Annotated in this window: 15 protein-coding genes and 1 tRNA gene; 8 read left to right on the top strand and 8 right to left on the bottom strand. The window is 66.2% G+C overall.

Translation table 11 applies throughout. From position 1 onward, the window contains the following. Window positions 1-37: 37 nt before the first annotated feature. Window positions 38-853 carry an alkaline phosphatase family protein gene (locus U743_RS05240; RefSeq protein WP_043771245.1) on the bottom strand — a complete coding sequence of 272 codons (816 nt, stop codon included), beginning with the start codon at window positions 851-853 and terminating at the stop codon, window positions 38-40. 199 nt (window positions 854-1052) lie between these two features. Between U743_RS05240 and U743_RS05235 the strand changes: the two genes are divergently transcribed. The 5 genes from U743_RS05235 (at window position 1053) to prpF (ending at window position 7335) form a co-directional block, all read left to right on the top strand. Beyond that, a tRNA-Met gene (locus tag U743_RS05235) sits at window positions 1053-1129 on the top strand. 104 nt (window positions 1130-1233) lie between these two features. Continuing rightward, a complete protein-coding gene (locus U743_RS05230) occupies window positions 1234-2487 on the top strand; it encodes a cation:proton antiporter (RefSeq protein WP_052367556.1) in 1254 nt (417 codons plus the stop codon). Window positions 2488-2736: 249 nt separating this feature from the next. Next, complete coding sequence (locus tag U743_RS05225) at window positions 2737-3219, top strand: YiiD C-terminal domain-containing protein (RefSeq protein ID WP_198021944.1); 483 nt, start codon at window positions 2737-2739, stop codon at window positions 3217-3219. 338 nt (window positions 3220-3557) lie between these two features. Next, window positions 3558-6155, top strand: coding sequence for a Fe/S-dependent 2-methylisocitrate dehydratase AcnD (gene acnD, locus U743_RS05220; protein WP_043771237.1), 2598 nt, complete (start codon window positions 3558-3560; stop codon window positions 6153-6155). Between the two features lies 1 nt (window position 6156). Next, window positions 6157-7335, top strand: a complete 1179-nt coding sequence (gene prpF / locus U743_RS05215) for a 2-methylaconitate cis-trans isomerase PrpF (protein WP_043766104.1) — start codon at window positions 6157-6159, stop codon at window positions 7333-7335. Window positions 7336-7388: 53 nt separating this feature from the next. Here prpF and U743_RS05210 read toward each other — a convergent pair whose 3' ends face one another. From U743_RS05210 to U743_RS05190, 5 genes are all read right to left on the bottom strand, one after another. Next, window positions 7389-8051, bottom strand: a complete 663-nt coding sequence (locus tag U743_RS05210) for a peroxiredoxin (RefSeq protein ID WP_043766101.1) — start codon at window positions 8049-8051, stop codon at window positions 7389-7391. A 202-nt stretch (window positions 8052-8253) separates the two neighbouring features. Further along, complete coding sequence (locus tag U743_RS17950) at window positions 8254-8679, bottom strand: SEL1-like repeat protein (RefSeq protein WP_198021942.1); 426 nt, start codon at window positions 8677-8679, stop codon at window positions 8254-8256. A gap of 248 nt (window positions 8680-8927) precedes the next feature. After that, window positions 8928-13028: an LAGLIDADG family homing endonuclease gene (locus U743_RS05200; RefSeq protein WP_052367554.1), complete on the bottom strand. Its 4101-nt coding sequence runs from the start codon at window positions 13026-13028 to the stop codon at window positions 8928-8930. A gap of 65 nt (window positions 13029-13093) precedes the next feature. Next, window positions 13094-13492 (bottom strand): SirB2 family protein, encoded by a 399-nt coding sequence (locus tag U743_RS05195; RefSeq protein WP_043766098.1) that lies wholly within the window; start codon window positions 13490-13492, stop codon window positions 13094-13096. A 4-nt stretch (window positions 13493-13496) separates the two neighbouring features. After that, a complete protein-coding gene (locus U743_RS05190) occupies window positions 13497-14705 on the bottom strand; it encodes an NnrS family protein (RefSeq protein WP_052367553.1) in 1209 nt (402 codons plus the stop codon). A gap of 95 nt (window positions 14706-14800) precedes the next feature. Here U743_RS05190 and U743_RS05185 point away from each other — a divergent pair, with 95 nt between their 5' ends. The 3 genes from U743_RS05185 (at window position 14801) to U743_RS05175 (ending at window position 16736) form a co-directional block, all read left to right on the top strand. After that, window positions 14801-15544 carry a Crp/Fnr family transcriptional regulator gene (locus U743_RS05185; RefSeq protein WP_084191378.1) on the top strand — a complete coding sequence of 248 codons (744 nt, stop codon included), beginning with the start codon at window positions 14801-14803 and terminating at the stop codon, window positions 15542-15544. Window positions 15545-15606: 62 nt separating this feature from the next. Continuing rightward, a complete protein-coding gene (locus U743_RS05180; RefSeq protein ID WP_198021941.1) occupies window positions 15607-16302 on the top strand; it encodes a hemerythrin domain-containing protein in 696 nt (231 codons plus the stop codon). Next, on the top strand, window positions 16299-16736 hold the full coding sequence (locus U743_RS05175; protein ID WP_043766093.1) for an RrF2 family transcriptional regulator: 438 nt from the start codon (window positions 16299-16301) through the stop codon (window positions 16734-16736). The genes U743_RS05180 and U743_RS05175 overlap by 4 nt, the downstream gene beginning before the upstream one ends. Here U743_RS05175 and U743_RS05170 read toward each other — a convergent pair. Both U743_RS05170 and U743_RS05165 read right to left on the bottom strand, forming a co-directional pair. Next, on the bottom strand, window positions 16725-17924 hold the full coding sequence (locus tag U743_RS05170) for an MFS transporter (protein WP_052367551.1): 1200 nt from the start codon (window positions 17922-17924) through the stop codon (window positions 16725-16727). The two genes, U743_RS05175 and U743_RS05170, sit on opposite strands and share 12 nt — an antisense overlap. Then, window positions 17918-19030 (bottom strand): molybdate transporter family protein, encoded by a 1113-nt coding sequence (locus tag U743_RS05165; RefSeq protein ID WP_052367550.1) that lies wholly within the window; start codon window positions 19028-19030, stop codon window positions 17918-17920. The genes U743_RS05170 and U743_RS05165 overlap by 7 nt, the downstream gene beginning before the upstream one ends.

Raw genomic sequence — 19030 nt, 5'->3', positions numbered from 1 at the left:
TGTCCCCTAACGCCCCGGAAGCTCGCATCGAAAGACGCTAGCGCTTCTTCCCTTCGAGGAAGGGGACCTCCATGACCTTCTCATGATTGATCGGCCCGTGGCCGAAGTAGCCGCCCTCGCCAAAGCACTCACCGTGGTCGGCCGTGATGATGAAATGAGTATTCACTGGCGCCTTGCTGATTAGCTCGTCCAGCAGGTTGTCCACGTGCTCCACCGTCTTGACCTGCTGAGCGTGCAGATCGTGCATCTGCTCCTCGTCGAAGAAGCGGTCGTCCGCCTGGGCACCCATATCGTCGTCCATGCGCTTGAAGACCCCGTGAACGCCCGAGATATGCGGAAGGCTGTCGCCGTCCAGCATGTACGGATAGTGCGTCTCGCCGAGATTGCAGAAGTAGAAGGAGGGCTCATCCTCATCGAAGCCCATCTCCTTGACCATGCCGCCGAAATCGTTGTGGTCGTCCATCAGCTTGTAATCGTCGAAATGACGATTGAGATGGGTTTGCGGGTTCAGCACCGGCAACGACACGCGGGCGACCGTCCGATAGCCCTCCTCCTGCAAGACATTCGGCAGCGACAGCTGCGGCACGAAGCTCTTGAAGGACAGCCCCTCAATCCCGGTGCGATCCACCCACAGTGCGAAATCCTTCTTGTAGACCTCGGACGCAAAGACGCCTTGCGGCGAGGCGTGCGGGATCATCCCCATCAGATAGGTGTAGTGCGACGGCGACGTCCAGGACGCATAGGAGTATCGCCGCGCCCCCGCCCCGATGCGGTCCATGTTCGGGGTGCGCGCACGCTGCCAGCTGTCGAAGCGGCAGCTATCCATGACGATGTAAATCAGATTGTTCGGGATCACAGGCTTTGGAGACTAAACGTTCATTCGCGAATGGACCTTCGTAAAGGCACGATAACGCCCGTAGTAATGGCGCGATGTAGGAGAATTCTGACAGTGTCCCCTTTAGCCCCTACGAAATTGCCACACCGCGTGCGTGTGTGCAGTCGCGCGACGACTAGCGGGCAGACGCTTTTTTGGCTAGACTCTCGCGCCCTCTGGCAAGGTAGCTCAGCCGGTTAGAGCGCGGCACTCATAATGCCGAGGTCGCGGGTTCGAGCCCCGCCCTTGCTACCAGATCCCTTCCGTAGTCGCCGCGTACGCTTTGCCGCACCGGCAGCGTGCCGGCGCGCTCCGCATGGCTTAGCCTGCGCAATCAGGTATTCGAGGGATGTGGTGGGATGATGAGCCCCGAGCTTTCCGCGAGCGCCCTTGCACATTTGGCGCTCGGCGGCATGCTGCTGGCCGGCCTTGCGGCCGAGAGCCTCGGTAGACGCACGCCTCTTCCCGGCGTCACTATCCTGCTCTGCATGGGGGTCGCCGTCGGCCCGGCCGGACTCGACCTGCTGCCTCCAGCGCGCGAGGCTTGGTTCCCCATCGTCTCGAGCATCGCTCTGGTGATGATCGGTTTCTTGATTGGCGGGGAGTTCACGCGTGAGCGCCTGCGCGATATCGGGCCCTCCATCGTCGTCATCGCTGTGATCCAGGCGGCTGTCACCTTCGCCCTACTGGCCGGCGGTCTGCTCTTGCTTGGCTTCGACAGGACGATCAGCCTTGCGCTGGCGGGCATCGGGACTGCCACAGCGCCAGCCGCAACCGTCGCAGTCATCCGCGAGATGGGTTCGCCGGGCCGCTTCTCCCGGTTGCTGATCGGTGTAGTCGCGGTCGACGACGTCGTCGCGCTCACGGCTTTCAGCCTGGCGATGAGTGCGACGGCGGGCTTACAGGCCGGGGATGCGCCCATGCTGGTCACCGTGTACGAGATCGGTGGCGCGCTCATCCTCGGCACCGTGGTCGGCCTGCCGATGGCCCTTCTGACCGGTCGCATTCGCTCCGGGACTCCGACTCTCGAGGAAGCCATCGCGGTTGTGCTGATTATCGCCGGCGCCGCTGACGCGCTCGGGGTCTCGCAAATACTCGCCGCCATGGTCGCCGGCTGCCTGATCGCTAATCTAGCATCGCACCATGAGCGGCCATTCAGCGAAATCGAGAACATCGAACAGCCATTTCTTGTCATCTTCTTCCTACTGGCGGGCGCTTCCTTCGCCTTCGACGCTCTGGGTCAGACTGGTCTCATTGGTGTGGCCTACATCGCGCTCAGGACACTGGGCAAGATCGCCGGTGGGTGGCTCGGCGGAATGCGTGCGGGATTGACGGGGCGCGAGGCCGGATGGTTCGGCGCCGCCCTGCTGCCGCAGGCTGGCGTCGCGCTAGGGCTCGCGCTGGTGGCTGCCGAGCGACTACCCGACAGCGCCGCGATCCTCAACACCGTGATTCTGGCCACCATCGTCTTCGAGCTGACGGGCCCGATCGTCACACGGGTAGCCATCGGCCGTGTCGCCCGGGGCGATGTCGCGCATACGCGCTTGCTACCGCCGCGCAAGCAGCGGCAGCGCTGGCTTCCAAAGCGCGTTCGGGGGGACAAGACGCGCTAAGGAAGCGTCTCCAAGCAGCGCCCCTTTTCCAGCAAGCGTGCCGAATGTGCTTGCTGGGTTGCTCGCGGCCTTCGCTACGCATTCGTGCGTACTTCACACATCAGCAAGTGGGTGGTGAAGCAGACGGATCCACGCTCGTGCCGTCACACTAGCGGCCTTTCTTACGCGGATGGAGAAAAAAAAATGGCGAGACGCAACATCTTGCAGGCAACAATGCGGGGAGCGGCATCACGCGCAGCGGATTGGGGGTTGCCTGTAGCCGAGATCGAACGCGTCGTGGACGAACGGCTGCAACCGCTTGCGCTGAAGCACTTGTCGCGCTTCGTTATTCCCTTCGTGCGCCGCAGCGGTGCGCGCGTAGAGCACCTTGAGCCCGGACGCGTCGTGTGCCGCATGCCGCTGCGCGGCAACGTCAATCACATCGGGACGATGTATGCCGGCGCGTTGTTCACACTAGCGGAGTTTCCGGGTGGGCCGCTGATGTTGGCCACCTTCGGGATGCAACGCTTCATTCCGATTGTCACCGAGCTCGACATGCGCTTCGAGCGCGCAGCGAAGACCGACGTAAGCGTCGAGTTCACGCTCGATGCGGAGGAAGCCCGCCGCATCGAGGAAGAAACGCTCGCCACCGGCAAGGCCGACTTCGAACTGGATGGCGCGCTGACCGATGCCCATGGCGAGGTCGTCGCGCGCAGTCGTGCCTCTTATCAGATGCGTCCGCGCCGGCGCTGAACAGTCGATCGGCGACACCGTCGCTGCGGCGCGCACCGGCAGGCTGCGGGGTGGCCAACGGGCCAATATCCGCAGAGGTGGTGGCTGCGTTTCGCAGCGAAAGTCGCGGCAGCCCGGGGCTGAAGCCACGAGCAACGGCCTGCGCGAGTTACCGCGACAAGGCGCTTTAGTGGCAAGATTACGCTCCCATTGCGCCGCCTCACCACTGCGGTCGCGAAGCTGCGCGGCCCGCTAGCCGTGCATGGGCCCATTCACGACGCTGCGGCCATGGCCGCAAGCCGCCGAGCTGACCACAGAGGTCAGCACGGCATTCATTGAAGAACGGAACACTCATGGTCATGAACACCGAATACCGCAAGCCCCTGCCCGGCACCGAGCTCGACTACTTCGATGTACGCGCCGCGGTGGATGCGATTCAGCCGGGTGCCTATGACGGCCTGCCCTACACCTCGCGCGTGCTTGCGGAGAATCTCGTCCGCCGCTGCGACCCGGCCATGCTCACCGATGCGCTGAAGCAGCTCATCGAGCGCCGGCGCGATCTCGATTTCCCCTGGTATCCGGCACGCGTGGTCTGCCATGACATCCTCGGCCAGACCGCGCTCGTCGATCTTGCCGGCCTGCGCGACGCCATCGCCGAGCGCGGCGGCGACCCGGCCAAGGTGAACCCGGTGGTGCCGACGCAGCTCATCGTCGACCACTCGCTGGCCGTCGAGCACGCCGGCTTCGAGGAAGACGCCTTCGAGAAGAACCGCGCCATCGAGGACCGCCGCAACGAGGATCGCTTCCACTTCATCGACTGGACGAAGCAAGCCTTCGAGAACATCGATGTGGTGCCGCCCGGCAACGGCATCATGCATCAGATCAATCTGGAGCGGATGTCGCCAGTGGTGCACGCCGTCGACGGCGTCGCCTACCCGGACACGCTGGTCGGCACCGATAGCCATACGCCGCACGTCGACGCGCTCGGCGTCATCGCGGTCGGCGTCGGTGGCCTGGAGGCGGAGAGCGTCATGCTCGGCCGCGCCTCCTACATGCGCCTGCCCGACATCATCGGCGTCGAGCTCACCGGCAAGCCGGCGCCGGGCATGACGAGCACCGACATCGTGCTGGCGCTGACCGAATTCCTGCGTAACGAAAAGGTCGTCTCAGCCTATCTCGAGTTCTTCGGCGAGGGCGCTTCGGCGCTGTCGCTGGGCGACCGCGCCACTATCTCGAACATGACGCCGGAATACGGCGCCACTGCCGCGATGTTCTACATCGACGAGCAGACCATCGACTATCTCAAGCTCACCGGCCGCACCCCGGAGCAGGTCGATCTGGTCGAGCGCTACGCCAGGCACACCGGCCTGTGGGCCGACGATCTGAAGACCGCCGAGTACGAGCGCGTGCTGCGCTTCGATCTGTCCAGCGTCACGCGCAACCTGGCCGGCCCGTCGCGCCCCCACGCGCGCGTGTCGACCGCTGACCTCGCCAAGGCCGGCATTTCCGGCAAGGTCGAGCTGCCCGAGGACGGCAGCATGCCGGACGGCGCAGTCATCATCGCCGCCATTACCAGCTGCACGAATACCTCGAACCCGCGCAACGTCATCGCCGCGGGCCTGCTGGCGCGCAACGCCAACCAGCGCGGGCTGACCCGCAAGCCCTGGGTGAAGAGTTCCTTCGCACCGGGCTCCAAGGCCGTGAAGCTCTACATGGAGGAGTGCGGGTTGCAGGACGAGCTCAACCGGCTCGGCTTCGGCATCGTCGCCTTCGCCTGCACCACCTGCAACGGCATGAGCGGCGCGCTCGACCCGAAGATCCAGCAGGAGATCATCGACCGCGATCTGTATTCGGTGGCCGTGCTCTCCGGCAACCGCAACTTCGACGGCCGTATCCACCCTTATGCCAAGCAGGCCTTCCTGGCCTCGCCGCCGCTGGTGGTCGCCTACGCCATCGCCGGCACGACGCGCTTCGATATCGAGAAGGATGTGCTCGGCTACGACAAGGATGGCAATGCAGTCACCCTTAAGGATCTGTGGCCCAGTGACGAGGAAATCGACGCAACGGTGGCCAGCGCGGTGAAGCCGGAGCATTTCCGCTCGGTCTACGACCCGATGTTCAGCTTCAAAATCCTCGACGACGACAAGATCAGCCCGCTCTACGACTGGCGCGCGCAAAGCACCTACATCCGCCGCCCACCCTACTGGGAAGGCGCGCTCGCGACCGCGCCCTCGCTCAAGGGCATGCGCGCGCTGGCCGTGCTCGGCGACAACATCACCACCGACCACCTGTCGCCCTCCAACGCTATCATGGCGGACAGCGCGGCCGGCGAATACTTGGCGAAGATGGGCCTGCCCGAGGAGGACTTCAACTCCTACGCTACCCACCGCGGTGACCATTTGACGGCCCAGCGCGCCACGCTCGCCAACCCGAAGCTCATCAACGAGATGGCGGTGGTCGACGGCGAGGTGAAGCAGGGCTCGCTGACCCGACTCGAGCCGGACGGCAAGGTCGTGCGCATGTGGGAAGCCATCGAGGCCTACCAGGAGCGCAAGCAGGCCTTGATTGTCATCGCCGGCGCCGACTACGGCCAGGGCTCCTCGCGCGACTGGGCGGCCAAGGGCGTGCGCCTGGCCGGCGTAGAGGCCATCGTCGCGGAAGGCTTCGAGCGCATCCACCGCACCAACCTGGTCGGCATGGGCGTCATGCCGCTGCAGTTCCAGGAAGGCACTACGCGCAAGACGATGGGCATCGACGGCAGCGAGACCTTCGATGTGGTGGGCACGCCCTCCCCCGGCGCGACGCTGACGCTGCACATCCATCGCCGCGAGGGCGAGACACTCGAGGTTCCGGTCATCTGCCGCCTGGATACGCAGGAGGAGCTGCGCATCTACGAGGCCGGCGGCGTGCTGCAGCGCTTCGCCCAGGATTTCCTCGAACAGGAAGAGGCCGCCTGACATGCCGCACGCACCCCAGATCCGCGTTCCCGCCACCTATATGCGCGGCGGCACCAGCAAGGGCGTCTTCTTCCGGCTGCAGGACTTGCCAGAGGCCGCGCAGGTTCCGGGCGAGGCGCGCGACAAGCTGCTGCTGCGTGTCATCGGCAGTCCGGACCCCTACGCCAAGCAGATCGACGGCATGGGCGGGGCGACCTCCTCGACCTCCAAGGCCGTCATCCTGTCGAAGAGCAACAGCGCGGATTTCGACGTCGATTATCTCTTCGGACAGGTCTCCATCGACAAGGCCTTCGTCGACTGGAGCGGCAACTGCGGCAACCTGACCGCCGCCGTCGGTGCCTTCGCCATCAACAACGGGCTGATCGACGCCGCGCGCATTCCGGAGAACGGGCACTGCACCGTGCGCATCTGGCAGGCGAACATCCAGAAGGCCATCGTCGCGCACGTCCCGATCACCGACGGCGCCGTGCAGGAAACCGGTGATTTCGAACTCGACGGCGTCACCTTCCCGGCCGCCGAGGTCGCCATCGAGTTCATGGACCCGGCCGACGGCGAAGGCGCGATGTTTCCGACCGGAAACGTCGTCGACCGGCTCGAGGTACCCGGCGTCGGCACGCTGACCGCGACCATGATCAACGCCGGCATCCCGACGGTCTTCGTCAACGCCGCGGATATCGGCTACAGCGGCACCGAGCTGCAGCCGGCCATCAACGAGGACGCCAAGCAGCTGGCGATGTTCGAGACCATCCGTGCCCACGCCGCCGTGCGCATGGGGCTGATCGAGAAGGTCGAGGAGGCCGCCAATCGCCAGCACACACCGAAGGTCGCCTTTGTCGCGCCGCCGGCCAGCTACACGGCCTCCAGCGGCAAGCCGGTCAATGCGGGGGACATCGACCTCAACGTGCGCGCGCTGTCCATGGGCAAGCTGCACCACGCCATGATGGGCACCGCCGCGGTGGCCATCGGCACGGCTGCCGCGGTACCCGGCACGACCGTCAACGAGGCTGCCGGCGGCGGCGAGCGCACCTCGGTGCACTTCGGCCACCCCTCCGGCACGCTGCGCGTCGGCGCCGAGGCCAAGCTGGTCAACGGCCAGTGGAGCGCCGCCAAGGCCATCATGAGCCGTTCGGCGCGCGTGCTGATGGAAGGCTGGGTGCGCGTGCCAGGCGACAGCTTCTAGGCGCCGCTCCGAAACGCCGGCCGGCGCGATTGCCCGCACCGGCCGGCTGCGGCTCAGTCCTTCGGCTGCGGCGCCACGCGCAGATAGGGCTTGAGCGTCTTGTAGCCCCCCGGGAACTTCTTGTCCGCGTCTTCCTTGCTGACCGTGGGCGGGATGATGATGTCCTCGCCCGGCTTCCAGTTCACCGGCGTGGCAACGGTGTGCTTGGCGTTGAGCTGGATGGAATCGAGCAGGCGCAGCACCTCGTCGAAGTTGCGCCCGCTGGTCATCGGATAGATCAGCATGGCCTTGATCTTCTTGTCCGGGCCGATGATGAAGACCGTGCGCACGGTGGCGTTGTCGGCCGGCGTGCGGCCTTCGGCGGATGCGCCCTCATCCTCCGGCAGCATGTCGTAGGCCTTGGACACGGCCAGATCGGTGTCGCCGATCATCGGATAGTTGGGTGCGGTGCCCTGCGTTTCCTCAATGTCGGCCGACCACTTGCTGTGGTTGTCGACCGGATCGACGGACAGCCCGATGACCTTGGTATTACGCTTGTCGAACTCGGGCTTGAGCTTGGCCATGTAGCCGAGTTCGGTGGTGCACACCGGCGTGAAATCCTTCGGGTGCGAGAAGAGAATGCACCAGTTGTCACCGATCCAGTCGTGGAAGCGGATCTGGCCTTCGGTGGTCTGCGCGGTGAAATCCGGGGCAGTGCTTCCGATCCTTAGCGTCATGGCAATCTCCTTGCATCGATGGAACAGCGGTTCCGGTGGAGGCGCTTCGCTTGTCACGCTTGCGCCGCATTGCCCACGACAATAGCGCGCCGGACGCCGACGCTGAAGGCGTTGCGCATTGTTTCCATATTCCGTGTTGTTCTTGCCGCGGGCTTAGTGATGCCTTGGCGGGATCAGCGGCAGACGACGAGCCGGGAACCAGCTACCGATCACGGCGCGCTAGCCATCGGCTGGCCGCTGCATGCCGCATATCGGCGGCCCAACGCATCCACTGGGTGGCGCGTTCGAGATCGACAGCGCCGATAGCGCCGTTGCTGAAGAGCACTCCGGCGTTGTAGGCGGCAGAAGCGTGGCCCTGTGCAGCGGCGCGCCGATACCAGCCCAATGCGGCCTTGGGTGCGGGGCGGCCAGTGACGCGCCCCTGCGAATAGGCCACCCCAAGGTTGTACTGCGCGAGCCGATCACCGCGCTCAGCGGCGTTGACGAGCATGCGCAGACCGCGCGGCTGTTCCGCAAGCACGAGCTGCACACCGACGAGGCCGCTGTTGCGTGCAAGTGCCGCATCAAGGTCTTCGAACTGAGCGTTGGTCGTGCTCCATGCACCCGCCATGAGCAAGCCAGACAGCATGAATGCCAGCCATCGGCGAGCCGTGCGGATCCCCGTGTGCACCTTGAATGAACCCTGCATTCATGCCCCCATTCGCGCGGTGGTCGGTGACGCATGCAGCGCCTCCGTATAAGAAAACCACCACGCGCTTTCCACGCAGCGCTCCTACCGACGAACGGCGGCGGCCCGGCGATTGCGGGTGGTCGCGCCCAGGGCTGCGGCGCGCGAATGGTACGCAAACTACATCCGTGCCGCCGACAAGGGCGGCTTCAGCCGCAGGCCCCCACCCAGCCGCAGGCCGTGCAGGCGTCGCAGCCGTCGCGACGCACCACGGCCTGTGCGCCGCAGTCCGGGCAGGGCGCACCGGGTAAGGGCGCCGAACGCGGCAGGCTGTTGCGCGCGTCGCGCCCGGCAAGCACGCCCATGGGGTGCAGCGATGCGCCATCGCTGTCGAGAATGCCGAGCATTCGGTAGCGATGCAGCATCAGCGCGCCCATGTAGGCCATCGTCGAGGGATAGCGCTGCATACGCTTGCCGCCGGGTACACGCGCCAGGAAGTCACCGTGCGGCTCGGCGTAGCTGAGCAGCTTGCGCAGCTTCTCACCGATCCAGGCCGGGTCGATGACGCGCATATCCAGCGACAGCAGCTTGCACAACCCGTCGAGATCGCGCGGGTAGTCGCCGGACAGCCAGACGCTGTAGGGCCGGCGGTTGCCGTCCGGCATGACCAGCTCCTTGAGGCCGAGCACGAAGTCGTCACTCGTCTGCGCGTTGGCGATATCGACCGTCCAGCTCATGGTGCCGTCGGTGTCGGCCTTGGGCTCCTTGTCGGACATCAGCGCATCCAGCACCGGTGTGGCCCCATCCTCGTCGAAGGCGCCGAGCTGCTCACAGCGCAGTTTGACCAGGCGAGCCAGCACAGCCGTCGCCGAGGCCATGGTGACCTCGCCCTGCCCCGGCATGACGGCCCGTATCGGCGCACCGCGCGTCTTGACCAGCGCGTCGAGCTTCTTGGCCAGCCAGCCGCGATCCTGGCTGCGCATGTCCATGGACAACAGCTTGGCGATGGCCGACAGTCCGGGCGGCTGCTCGGTGCCGTTGACCCAGACTTCGAAAGGTCTGGTGGCGCCGTTGTCGGTGTGTCCGATGACCACGGCGAAACGCGCGGTATCGCCGTCGACGAAGTAGGTCCAGGAAGGATTACCCTCTGCCATCTCGGGCCGCCCCGGCCAGCGCAGGCTGGCCAGCGCCGGCGCTGGCACCTGATCCAGGCGGATGCGCCGGTCGGAGTCCTCGACGAAGCTGGCCGGCGTTTGCTTGCCCGTCGGCGTAACCGATAGAACCGCGCCGGTGCTGTCGTTGGGCCGGTAGGTCGTGCAGCCCTTGCAGCCGGCGGCGAAGGCATCGGCATAGACCTGCTTGAAGGCCTCGAAGTCATAGTCGGCCGGCACGTTGATGGTCTTCGAAATCGACGAATCGACGTGCCGCTGCACGGCCGCCTGCGTCGCCAGATGCGCCGCCACCGGCAGTGTCTGCGCATTGACGAAGTACTCCGGCAGGGCCTCCGGATCGCCACCCTGCTCGATGTACAGGCGATAACCGCGATCCTGCACCTCATAGGACTGGCGCGTGCCGTCGGCCTGCCGCTTGACGCGCGAATAGGCCCAGGCGAAGGGCGGCTCGACGCCATTGGAGATGTTGCGGCCGAAGGCCAGCGAGATCGTGCCGGTGGGCGCGATCGACAGCAGATGCGAGTTGCGGATGCCATGGGCGGCAACAGACGCGCGGATGTCTTCCGGCATGCGCTGCATGAAGCCGCTGGCCAGATAATCGTCAGCCGAGAAGGCCGGGAAAGCGCCCTTCTCGCGTGCCAGCGCCACCGAGGCCTGATAGGCCCGCCGCTTGATGAAGTCGGCCAGCTCCTCGGCCAGCGCCACGCCATCGTCGGCGCCGTAGACGCGCTCCATCATGGCCGTAGCCGTCCCCAGCCCGGTCATGCCCAGCCCGACGCGGCGCTTGTGCATGGCCTCATCGCGCTGCTGCGGCAACGGCCAGTAGGTCGCGTCCAGCACGTCGTCGAGCATGCGCACGGCCGTTTCCACGGTCGTGCCGAGCGCCTCCCAGTCCACAACCGGCACGTCGCCGAAAGGCTCGCGCACGAAGGCCGCCAGATCGACACTGCCCAGGCAGCAGCAGCCGTAGTCCGGTAATGGCTGTTCGCCGCACTGCCCGGTTACCAGCCCGTTGAAGATCACCGCATTGTGGTCAGGTTGCGTCGTGTCGAATACGGGCTCCTTGCCGACGTAGCTAATCTCGGCTACGGGGCTGGCGAAGCGCTGTGTCTTGCGCAGCTTCTTGTCCGCGACCCACTCCCGGTAGCGCGCATTCTTGCGGTCCAGCAGGAAACCGATTTCCTGCATGAAGGTCTCGCGGGATTCCCCGTCGATGATTAGCTCGAAGTCGGCCTGGCAACTGTAGGCACGTGCACCACCATTGCCGTCCGGCAACGTGCGCTTCCCTGCAGCGCGACGTGCGCGAATGCGGCAGAAAACACCGAAGTTCGCGAGCAGCTGCTGGATATCACGAAGCAGCTCACGGCTGCTCGAGGCCAAGCGCACCGAGCAGGACTGGCGACTACAGGAGACATTGACCGTGCCATCGGCCTGGAATAGCGCCTGCAGATAGGCGCGCACGCAGGCTTCGCTCCCACGCCATATGACTTCGGGAACACTGAGCTTGCTGTCACGCGTGAACCCGTAGTGTTGCAACACACGTGCAAGCAGCACGGAACGTACGAAGAGCATCTGCCGCTCCGGCACCGCCACCGGCTGCACCCGATAAATCCGCCGGGTCTTTGCGAGGTCGCCTATGAGAGAGTTGACGTAATGACAGATCTGCTCGGCAAGCTGGCGCTCCTCGTTCCAGAAGCTGAGGACCACCGCCTCCTCGCCGCCGCCGCGGTTCGTGAAGTGGCCGTCGCCGGTGATGAAGCCGAGCAGACGCCCGAGATGCTCGTTGCCCTCGGAGCCAAAGAGCCCCTTTCCGGACTGCACAAGAACCTCGTCGCCCATCTTCAACTCGGACAACGGCAGCTTGCCGCGCGCGGTGTAGAAATCGTGCCAGCGTGTTGCCTTGATTTCGTAGCCGTCAGCAGTGACCACCTTATAAACATCCGCCGATTCAGATGTGAGGAAAGCCGGCGCCGCCGTGCGCGCTGCCGTGCCGCGCTTGTCGCCGCCCAGCGCCCGTGTGTCCACGCTGACCTCGAGGGATTCACCCTGCGCATGGAGATCGCCGATACGCACGAGACCCTGCCGGGTATGCAGACGAGTATCTGCCGTGACACAGGGGTTCGTGGCCTCGATGCGCTCGCAATAGCCGAGGTTGTTGTCGGCATTCATGCGGTCGATGAAGACCACGCCGGGCTCGGCAGTCTCGTAGGTCTGCCGGGTGATGCGGTCCCACAGATCGCGCGCCGGCAGGCGACGGTAGACCCACATCCCGTCGTCGCGCTGATAGGCGCCTTCGGCCTTGAGCGACTCGCTGGGCTCAGCGGCGTGCACCAGCTCGAAGTCGCGGCCATCCGCCACCGCGGCCATCAGTTCATCGGTGACCGCGACGCTGAGGTTGAAGTTGGAGAGGGTGCGCACCCGGTTGCGCAGCGCTTCGGCTTCGGCGGAATCAAGATCAATTTGCGCCAGTAGCGCATTGAATTCCCGTAAGTCCTTGGCCGTGACGAAGTCCTCAATATCCGGATGGTCGCAGCGCATGATGCCCATCTGTGCGCCGCGCCTGGCACCGGCCGATTCCACCGTCTCGCAGCTGCGGTCGAAGACGCGCATATAGGAGATCGGCCCGCTTGCGCGCGATTGCGTGCTGGCCACTTTCGCACCGCGCGGACGTATCAGCGAGAAGTCGTAGCCGACACCGCCGCCGCGGCGCATGGTTTCGGCGGCTTCGCCGAGGGCGCGATAGATGCCGGGCTTGCCGTCGCGATCCTCCGAGATGGAATCGCCCACCGGCTGCACAAAGCAGTTGATGAGCGTTGCGCGGATATCCGTCCCGCAGGCGCTGGCCACGCGACCGGCCGGGTAAAAGCCGGCCTGCTGGGCGCTCAGGAAGCGCTCGTAGGCAGCCTGCTCGATGGCCTCGGGCGTGGCCTCGGCTGCGCCCAGCCCCCTCGCGGCCATCTTGAGCCGCGCCTCATCCGCGGCTTCGGCCTGCGTGCGCTCGATGGCCGCCAACCCTCGCGCCACGCGCCGGAATATCTCCTCCCGGGTGCGCTCGTCGTGCTTGCAATACTTCTCCTGCAGGACACTGTCGTAGAAGGCGTCCTGGTCGAAGCCGGTTGTATGGGCCGTATCCGGCATCGCTATGCTCCTGACCGCATGCTGGGCATCTCCAGCCTAAACCCTGGACTCGTTGACCGCGAGAGCTAGGCGAAGACGCCGAGAAAGACAGAGCGGCTCATAGCCACTCCGATGATGTAGACAAAGACCAGCAGCGCGGCGGCGAAGAAACCGGCGCGTTGCGCATAGCTCGGAGCGCGCTTGAGCGCGTAGCTGCCGAGCAGGATGTAGACCACCAGCGCCACCAGCTTGGTGATCAGCCAGGGCTCACGCAGCGGATAGCCGGAGAGCACGATCAGCAGGCCGATGGCTGCGGCAAGCAGCACGGTGTCCACGATGTGCGGCAGCACGCGCCAGACGCCGCGCAGATACCAGCTCTGCCCCGCCAGCATCCCGAGCCCGCGCAGCAGGAAGAGCGTGCCGCTGAGGTAGACCGCTCCAACGTGCAGCGCGCGCAGGGTGGCGTAGTCCAGGTAGTCCTGCATCGCCTCAGCCCGGCCTGCCGTCGGGCCGCGGCGCGAGCAGTATCGGTGTGTAGCGCGCCACGAAGAGGCCGTAGGCAATCACCCAGCAGAGCGTGCTGACCGCGATCAGCGGCAGCCAGGGCCCAACGCTCACGGCCGCCGTTACACGCAGTACCGCGCCGGCATGGATCAGCACGAAGGCGCTGGCAATACCTGCCGGCAGCACCAGCGGGCGGCCAGTGTGGCCGAGGGCGACGCGGCTCATCACGCCCAGGATCAAGCCACCCATCGCGCCCACGCCGGCTGCGTGCAGCCAGGCCGTGGCCGGTACCAGGCCGAACTGCCCCAGCGCCAGCAGCAGCAATGCCACCGGGATCCAGGCCAGCGACAGATGCAGAATCCACAGCAGCGGCTCGGCGCGTACGCGCCACCCGCGCCACAAGGCGATCCGGGCCGCCGTCACCACCGCCAGCGCCAGCGCCGCGACCGCCACCAGCGCGCTCACTTGCAGCACGACCGCTACCAGTAGGATTGCAGCCAGCGCCAGCATGCTGCGCTCCAGCCAGCGCCGATTGGCGATGCGCGCTGCCAGTTCGGTTTCCCCGCGCATACGCAGCCAACCGGCCGAGAAGGCGGGCGTGATGCGGCCACCGATGACCAACATAAGGAGCATCGTCGCCAGCATGGCCACGGAGGGCGCGACGCCATAGGGCGCCAGCCAGAAGCCCAGCTGCGCCGCCCAGAGCGCGCCCAGCACCACCATCAGCACCAGCTGACGCCACTGGCGGACCGCCACGATGCGCCGACCGGCATCGAGCATGACCAGCGGCAGAAAGGCGAGATTCACCGCCATGACGAGCCCACCGGGCAGCATCTCACCGGCGAGCATCGTGATACGGCCCGCAAGCCAGACCAGCGCCAGCCCCAGCAGGGGCAGACCTTGCAGCCGCTCGGTTTGCGTCCAAACACAGACCGCCGTCAGCAGAAAGCCGGCAATGGCTGGATGCAGCAGGCCGAAGAGCATCTCGTGCTGATGCCACAGCAACGACGGCAACGCCGAGGGTGCGTCGATCACGCCGAAGAGCATCAGCAGCCACAAGGGCACGGCGAGCACGGCCCAGATACCAGTGGCGAGAAAGAACACACGAAAGGGGTAGTCCAGCAGCCGCCGCAGCGAGGCCGATGCCGGATTGGCGGCCGACCGGTCCGACGAAAGACTGGCTTCCTGGGTCATGCAAAAGCTCCTCGAGTATTGGTGCGATAGGTGCTTGGCGCGACGGATTTAAACATGTATGATTTATACATGTTTGAGCCTGTCAGGTGCAAGCCATGCCCCCACCCTTCGACACCCCCCATGCATCGACCGACGCGAATCAGCTTATGGCCGATGCTCCCTGCACGCTGACACGGGCCGGCATCCGCTGCGATCTGCAGGGCATCTGCGCTCAAAGCCGTCAGCCCGGTCGCGGCAGGATCCGGCTGGCCAGGGGGCAGCTCCTCTATGCACAGGGTGATCGCGTCGACCACGTCTTCTGCGTGCAGCACGGCTGCCTGAAAAGCGTCGCCGTGGATGCCGACGGTGTCGAGCGTGTGCATGCCTTCCACCTGCCCGGTGAGCTTGTCGGTCTCGACGGGCTGGGCGCGTCGGCGTACCCGGCTGAAGTCAGCGCCGTCAGCAATGCCGAGGTTGCGGCGCTGCCACTGGAGGCCTTGTATACCGCAGCCGCGCAGAGTTCCGAGGACAGCCGCTTCCTGCTCGGCAGACTCGGCCGGGCGCTGGCTCGGGCGCACGCGCGAGCGGGCGATCATCCGGTCGATGCCCGGATCGCCGCTTTCCTTATCGATCTGCGTATGCGCATTGACCCCCAGGGCACCAGCATCGATCTACCCATGCCGCGCCGTGACATTGCCGCGCATCTACGCATCGCGCCGGAGACCGTCTCGCGCAGCCTGCAGCGACTTTCCGGCACTGGACTGATTCGCGTCTCCGGCCGGCGCCTTCGTTTCGAAGACGTGCAAGCACTCACCGCCCTGGGCGGGGCGCTGTGCACCACAGCGTCGGCAGCGGCGTGATCGCGCTCCTGCTGGCGCTGCCGCGCGCGGGGATGCCCAGCCTTCAACAGCGAGGTACTGCCATGTCCCATTCCTCGAACAACGCCACCGCCCGGGTCGGCGACGTCCTCGACAACCTGCCGGCGGCTCAGCCGCTGCTGCAACTCTGCGGCCTGACCCATCCAAGCTGCCAGCAGCGCAGTCTGCGCTCGGCCGCGCACGCCTTTGGTTTGGACGCTGACGGGATCACTGCCCGCGTCGCGCGCATCGCGCGGCTTTCCGACGACGCCCGGTACGCGGGCGCGCAGAAGCTCAGCGAACTCGTTGCCCAGACCTATCGGCGCGACTACGAGCAGCGACTCGCCGCGCTGCTGCCGATGGCGGAACGCGTGGAATCCGTGCACGACAGCCACCCGAGCGCCCCACACGGCCTCGCAGAAGCCTTACAGGATCTGGCGACGTTGCTGCACGCCCATATGCCACGCGAGCGCAGACAACTTGCGCCTGATGACGCCATCGACGATCCGCTGGCGCCAGCAACCTTTCGCCGCCTTGGGCACGAGCACGAGGACATTCAGCATCTGCTGCACAGCATCCATGCCCTCTGCGACGAGTTCCAGACACCGGAGGACGCATGCAAGCTGTGGCGCAAGCTCTACACGCGTCTGCAACCCCTGATCCTCGATCTGGCGGAAAATATCGCGGTTGAAGAGACCCTGCTCTACCCAAGGCTGAGCGAGCAGCTTGCCCGACAAACCGTGGAGGCGCGCACCCGATGAGGCTCACCCGCTATACCGACTACGCCCTGCGCGTGCTGATCTACCTTGGCCTCGAGGAGCAGGACCGACTCGTGACCATCAGCGAGATCTCGGAGCGCTACGCGATATCACGCAATCACATCATGAAGGTGGTCTTCGAGCTCGGACAGCTCGGCTACGTCGAGACCGTGCGCGGCAAGAACGGCGGCATGCGCCTAGCGCAGGCGCCGGAGGCCATCAACGTCGGCCGCGTCGTGCGCAGCACCGAGACCGACCTCGCGCTGGTCGAATGCTTCCACCCGGACGGTCAATGCTGTCTGGCGCCGGTCTGTACGCTCAAGGGGGCCATCGAGGAAGCACTGCGCGCCTTCATGAGCGTGCTCGATCGATACACGCTCCAGGATCTACTGCACCCCGAGCAGCGCCTGCGCGAGCTGCTGGCCCTACCCGCCTGAACCTCGCCGGCGCAGCCACAGGGGCAGGAAGAGGGCCACGCAGAGCAGCTGTAAGCCCGCGACCAGCCAGAAAGCCGCCAGCCAGCCGTCGCGTCCAAACAGCTCCGCCGCAGCCAGCACACCACCGCCCACCAGCGGCCCCAGCAGGAATCCCAACGAACCGGCGGCGTGGAATCCACCCATCGCCCTTGCGCGCTGACTGTCATTAGCGGCGGCCGCCGTCAGCACCAGCGTTGGCGCGAACATCAGGGCGGCGGCTATACCACCGGCCGGCATCAGCGCGAACCACAGCGGCAGCGGCGCCAGCGACAGCGCCACCAGCGCGCCCGCATAGAGCAGGCTGCCCGCCATCAGCGGCGTTAACGCGCCCCACGCCTGCGCCAGCCGTGCAAAGGGATAGCTGAGCAGCGCGAAAGGCAGCATGAAGCTCGCCATCAGCAGCCCGATGCGCTCCGGCTCGGCGTCCAGCACGCGACGCATATAGAGCGTCATCGTCGAAACGATGAAACCCACCGACAAGCGGTCCGCGAAGGTGAAGGCATAGGGCACCACCAGCTGCCGCCACGGCAGGCGCCCCAGGATCGTTCGCCCGCAATCTTCCGGCTGGGAAGGCTGGCTTGCTGGAACCTCGTTCAGAAAGCAGCACCCCACAGCAAGCAGCAGCGACAGCACCGCGCCGGCCTCTAGCACCAAAGTCGGCCGTATCCCACCGAGCCAGCCCCCCAGCGGCGCGCCGGCGGCTACACCCAGCGTCAGCGCCAGCCCGGCGGTGCCCATCGCCCGCCCACTGGAGGTGCCGGAGCCGCGGTCACCGGCCATGGTCATGAGCAGCGTCAGCGCACTGATGTGCAGCGCGCCATCGAAGAAACGCAGCAGAAGATGTACCGCATAGGGTGCGTCGCGGGCGAGCAGTAGCAGCACAACGATGTTGGCGAGCAGGCTGCCGATCAGCACCGGCTGACGGCGACCGAGCCGGTCCGAAAGCTGTCCGACCAGCGGCGCGAAGAGCACCGCCGCCAGCATGTTGGCCACCATGAACAAGTGCTGGGCGAAATCCGACAGCCCCGGATGTCGGCCGCGCGTCAGCTCGTCCAGCACCGGCACGACGCCGGTGACCGGCAACATCAAACCGAAAATGAGCTGCCCGAGAGGCAGGTAGCCGCCGGCCGACGGGACACGCTTCACCATGTCTCACCCTCGGACGCAGGCGGTCCCAGGCGCCAGACCAGCAGCACGGCGAGCGCGCCCACCACCAGCACAGCCGCCATGTTCTGCAGCAGCAGCGCAGCCAGCGCCATGGGCACCAGCACCCAGCGCCCCTGCGGCCGGCGCCAGCTGGGCGCCGCCAACTGCATGTGGAAGACCCCGATCACCAGCAGCAGCATGGCCTGCAGCGCAGGCGGATACCCCGGCAGCCCGCCGCCACCCAGCACTAGCCACAGCGCCAGACCCAGTAGCGCGACGCCGATCACCGCATTGGAGCGCCAACTGCGGCTGCCCCCGCGGTAATGCGCCGTCAGCCCGCCCGAGCCGTGGCAATAGGGCATGCCGCCGAGCGCTGCCACGACGAGATTGCCCACGCCCAGCGAACCGAGCAGCCGCGGCGTGGTCACGCGCGCAGCCTCTTCCCCGAAATAGGCGTGGGCGGCACGCTCGGTGGCGAGCACGGAGTTCGTCAATGTCAGTGCGATCTGCGGCAGCACCATCAGTGCAACCACCCCGACGCGCAGCCCCTCGCTGAAAGGAGCTGGCGCCACGCCACCGCCGGTGGCAACACCCCAGATGAGGCCGGCCAGCGCGACGACGCCGAGCCAGGGCCAGTGGCTGCGCCAGGTAATCGCCACCAGCGCCACCGCACCTGCTACGGCGAGCAGCAAGGAACGGGTATCCAACGCCGGCAACTGCAATGCCGTGACCACCAGCAGGATGCCGAGACCCAGCTGAAAGCCGTGCACCAGCGGCTGCGGCACGCGCTGCGCCCACTCGCCGATGCGCGGCAGCACGCCGATGATCAGATAGATCGCGCCCAGCAATCCGCCGGCCAGACGCAGCTCGGCGGCGGTGGCGCCCACCGTGACGGCCATCAGGGCCAGGGACTTCAGCGGTTGTACGGGGATGGGCAGCCGGAACCACCAGCCGGTCGCCAGATAGGCGGCCCCGGTGGTGGCCAGCATCACGGCCGCCGAGGCCCCCGTCTGCCACGCCAGCGCCAGCAGCAGCGGAAAGAGCACTGCGCTGTCGGCAAAGGCGCCGGCGCTGTCTCCCAGCCAGCGCCGCGAACTGACGGCCGGCAT

Origin of the sequence: Algiphilus aromaticivorans DG1253 (assembly GCF_000733765.1) — a bacterium.
Lineage (GTDB): Bacteria > Pseudomonadota > Gammaproteobacteria > Nevskiales > Nevskiaceae > Algiphilus > Algiphilus aromaticivorans.
The sequence above is the reverse complement of the archived record's forward strand: the minus strand, read 5'-3'. Positions and strand labels throughout refer to the sequence as shown.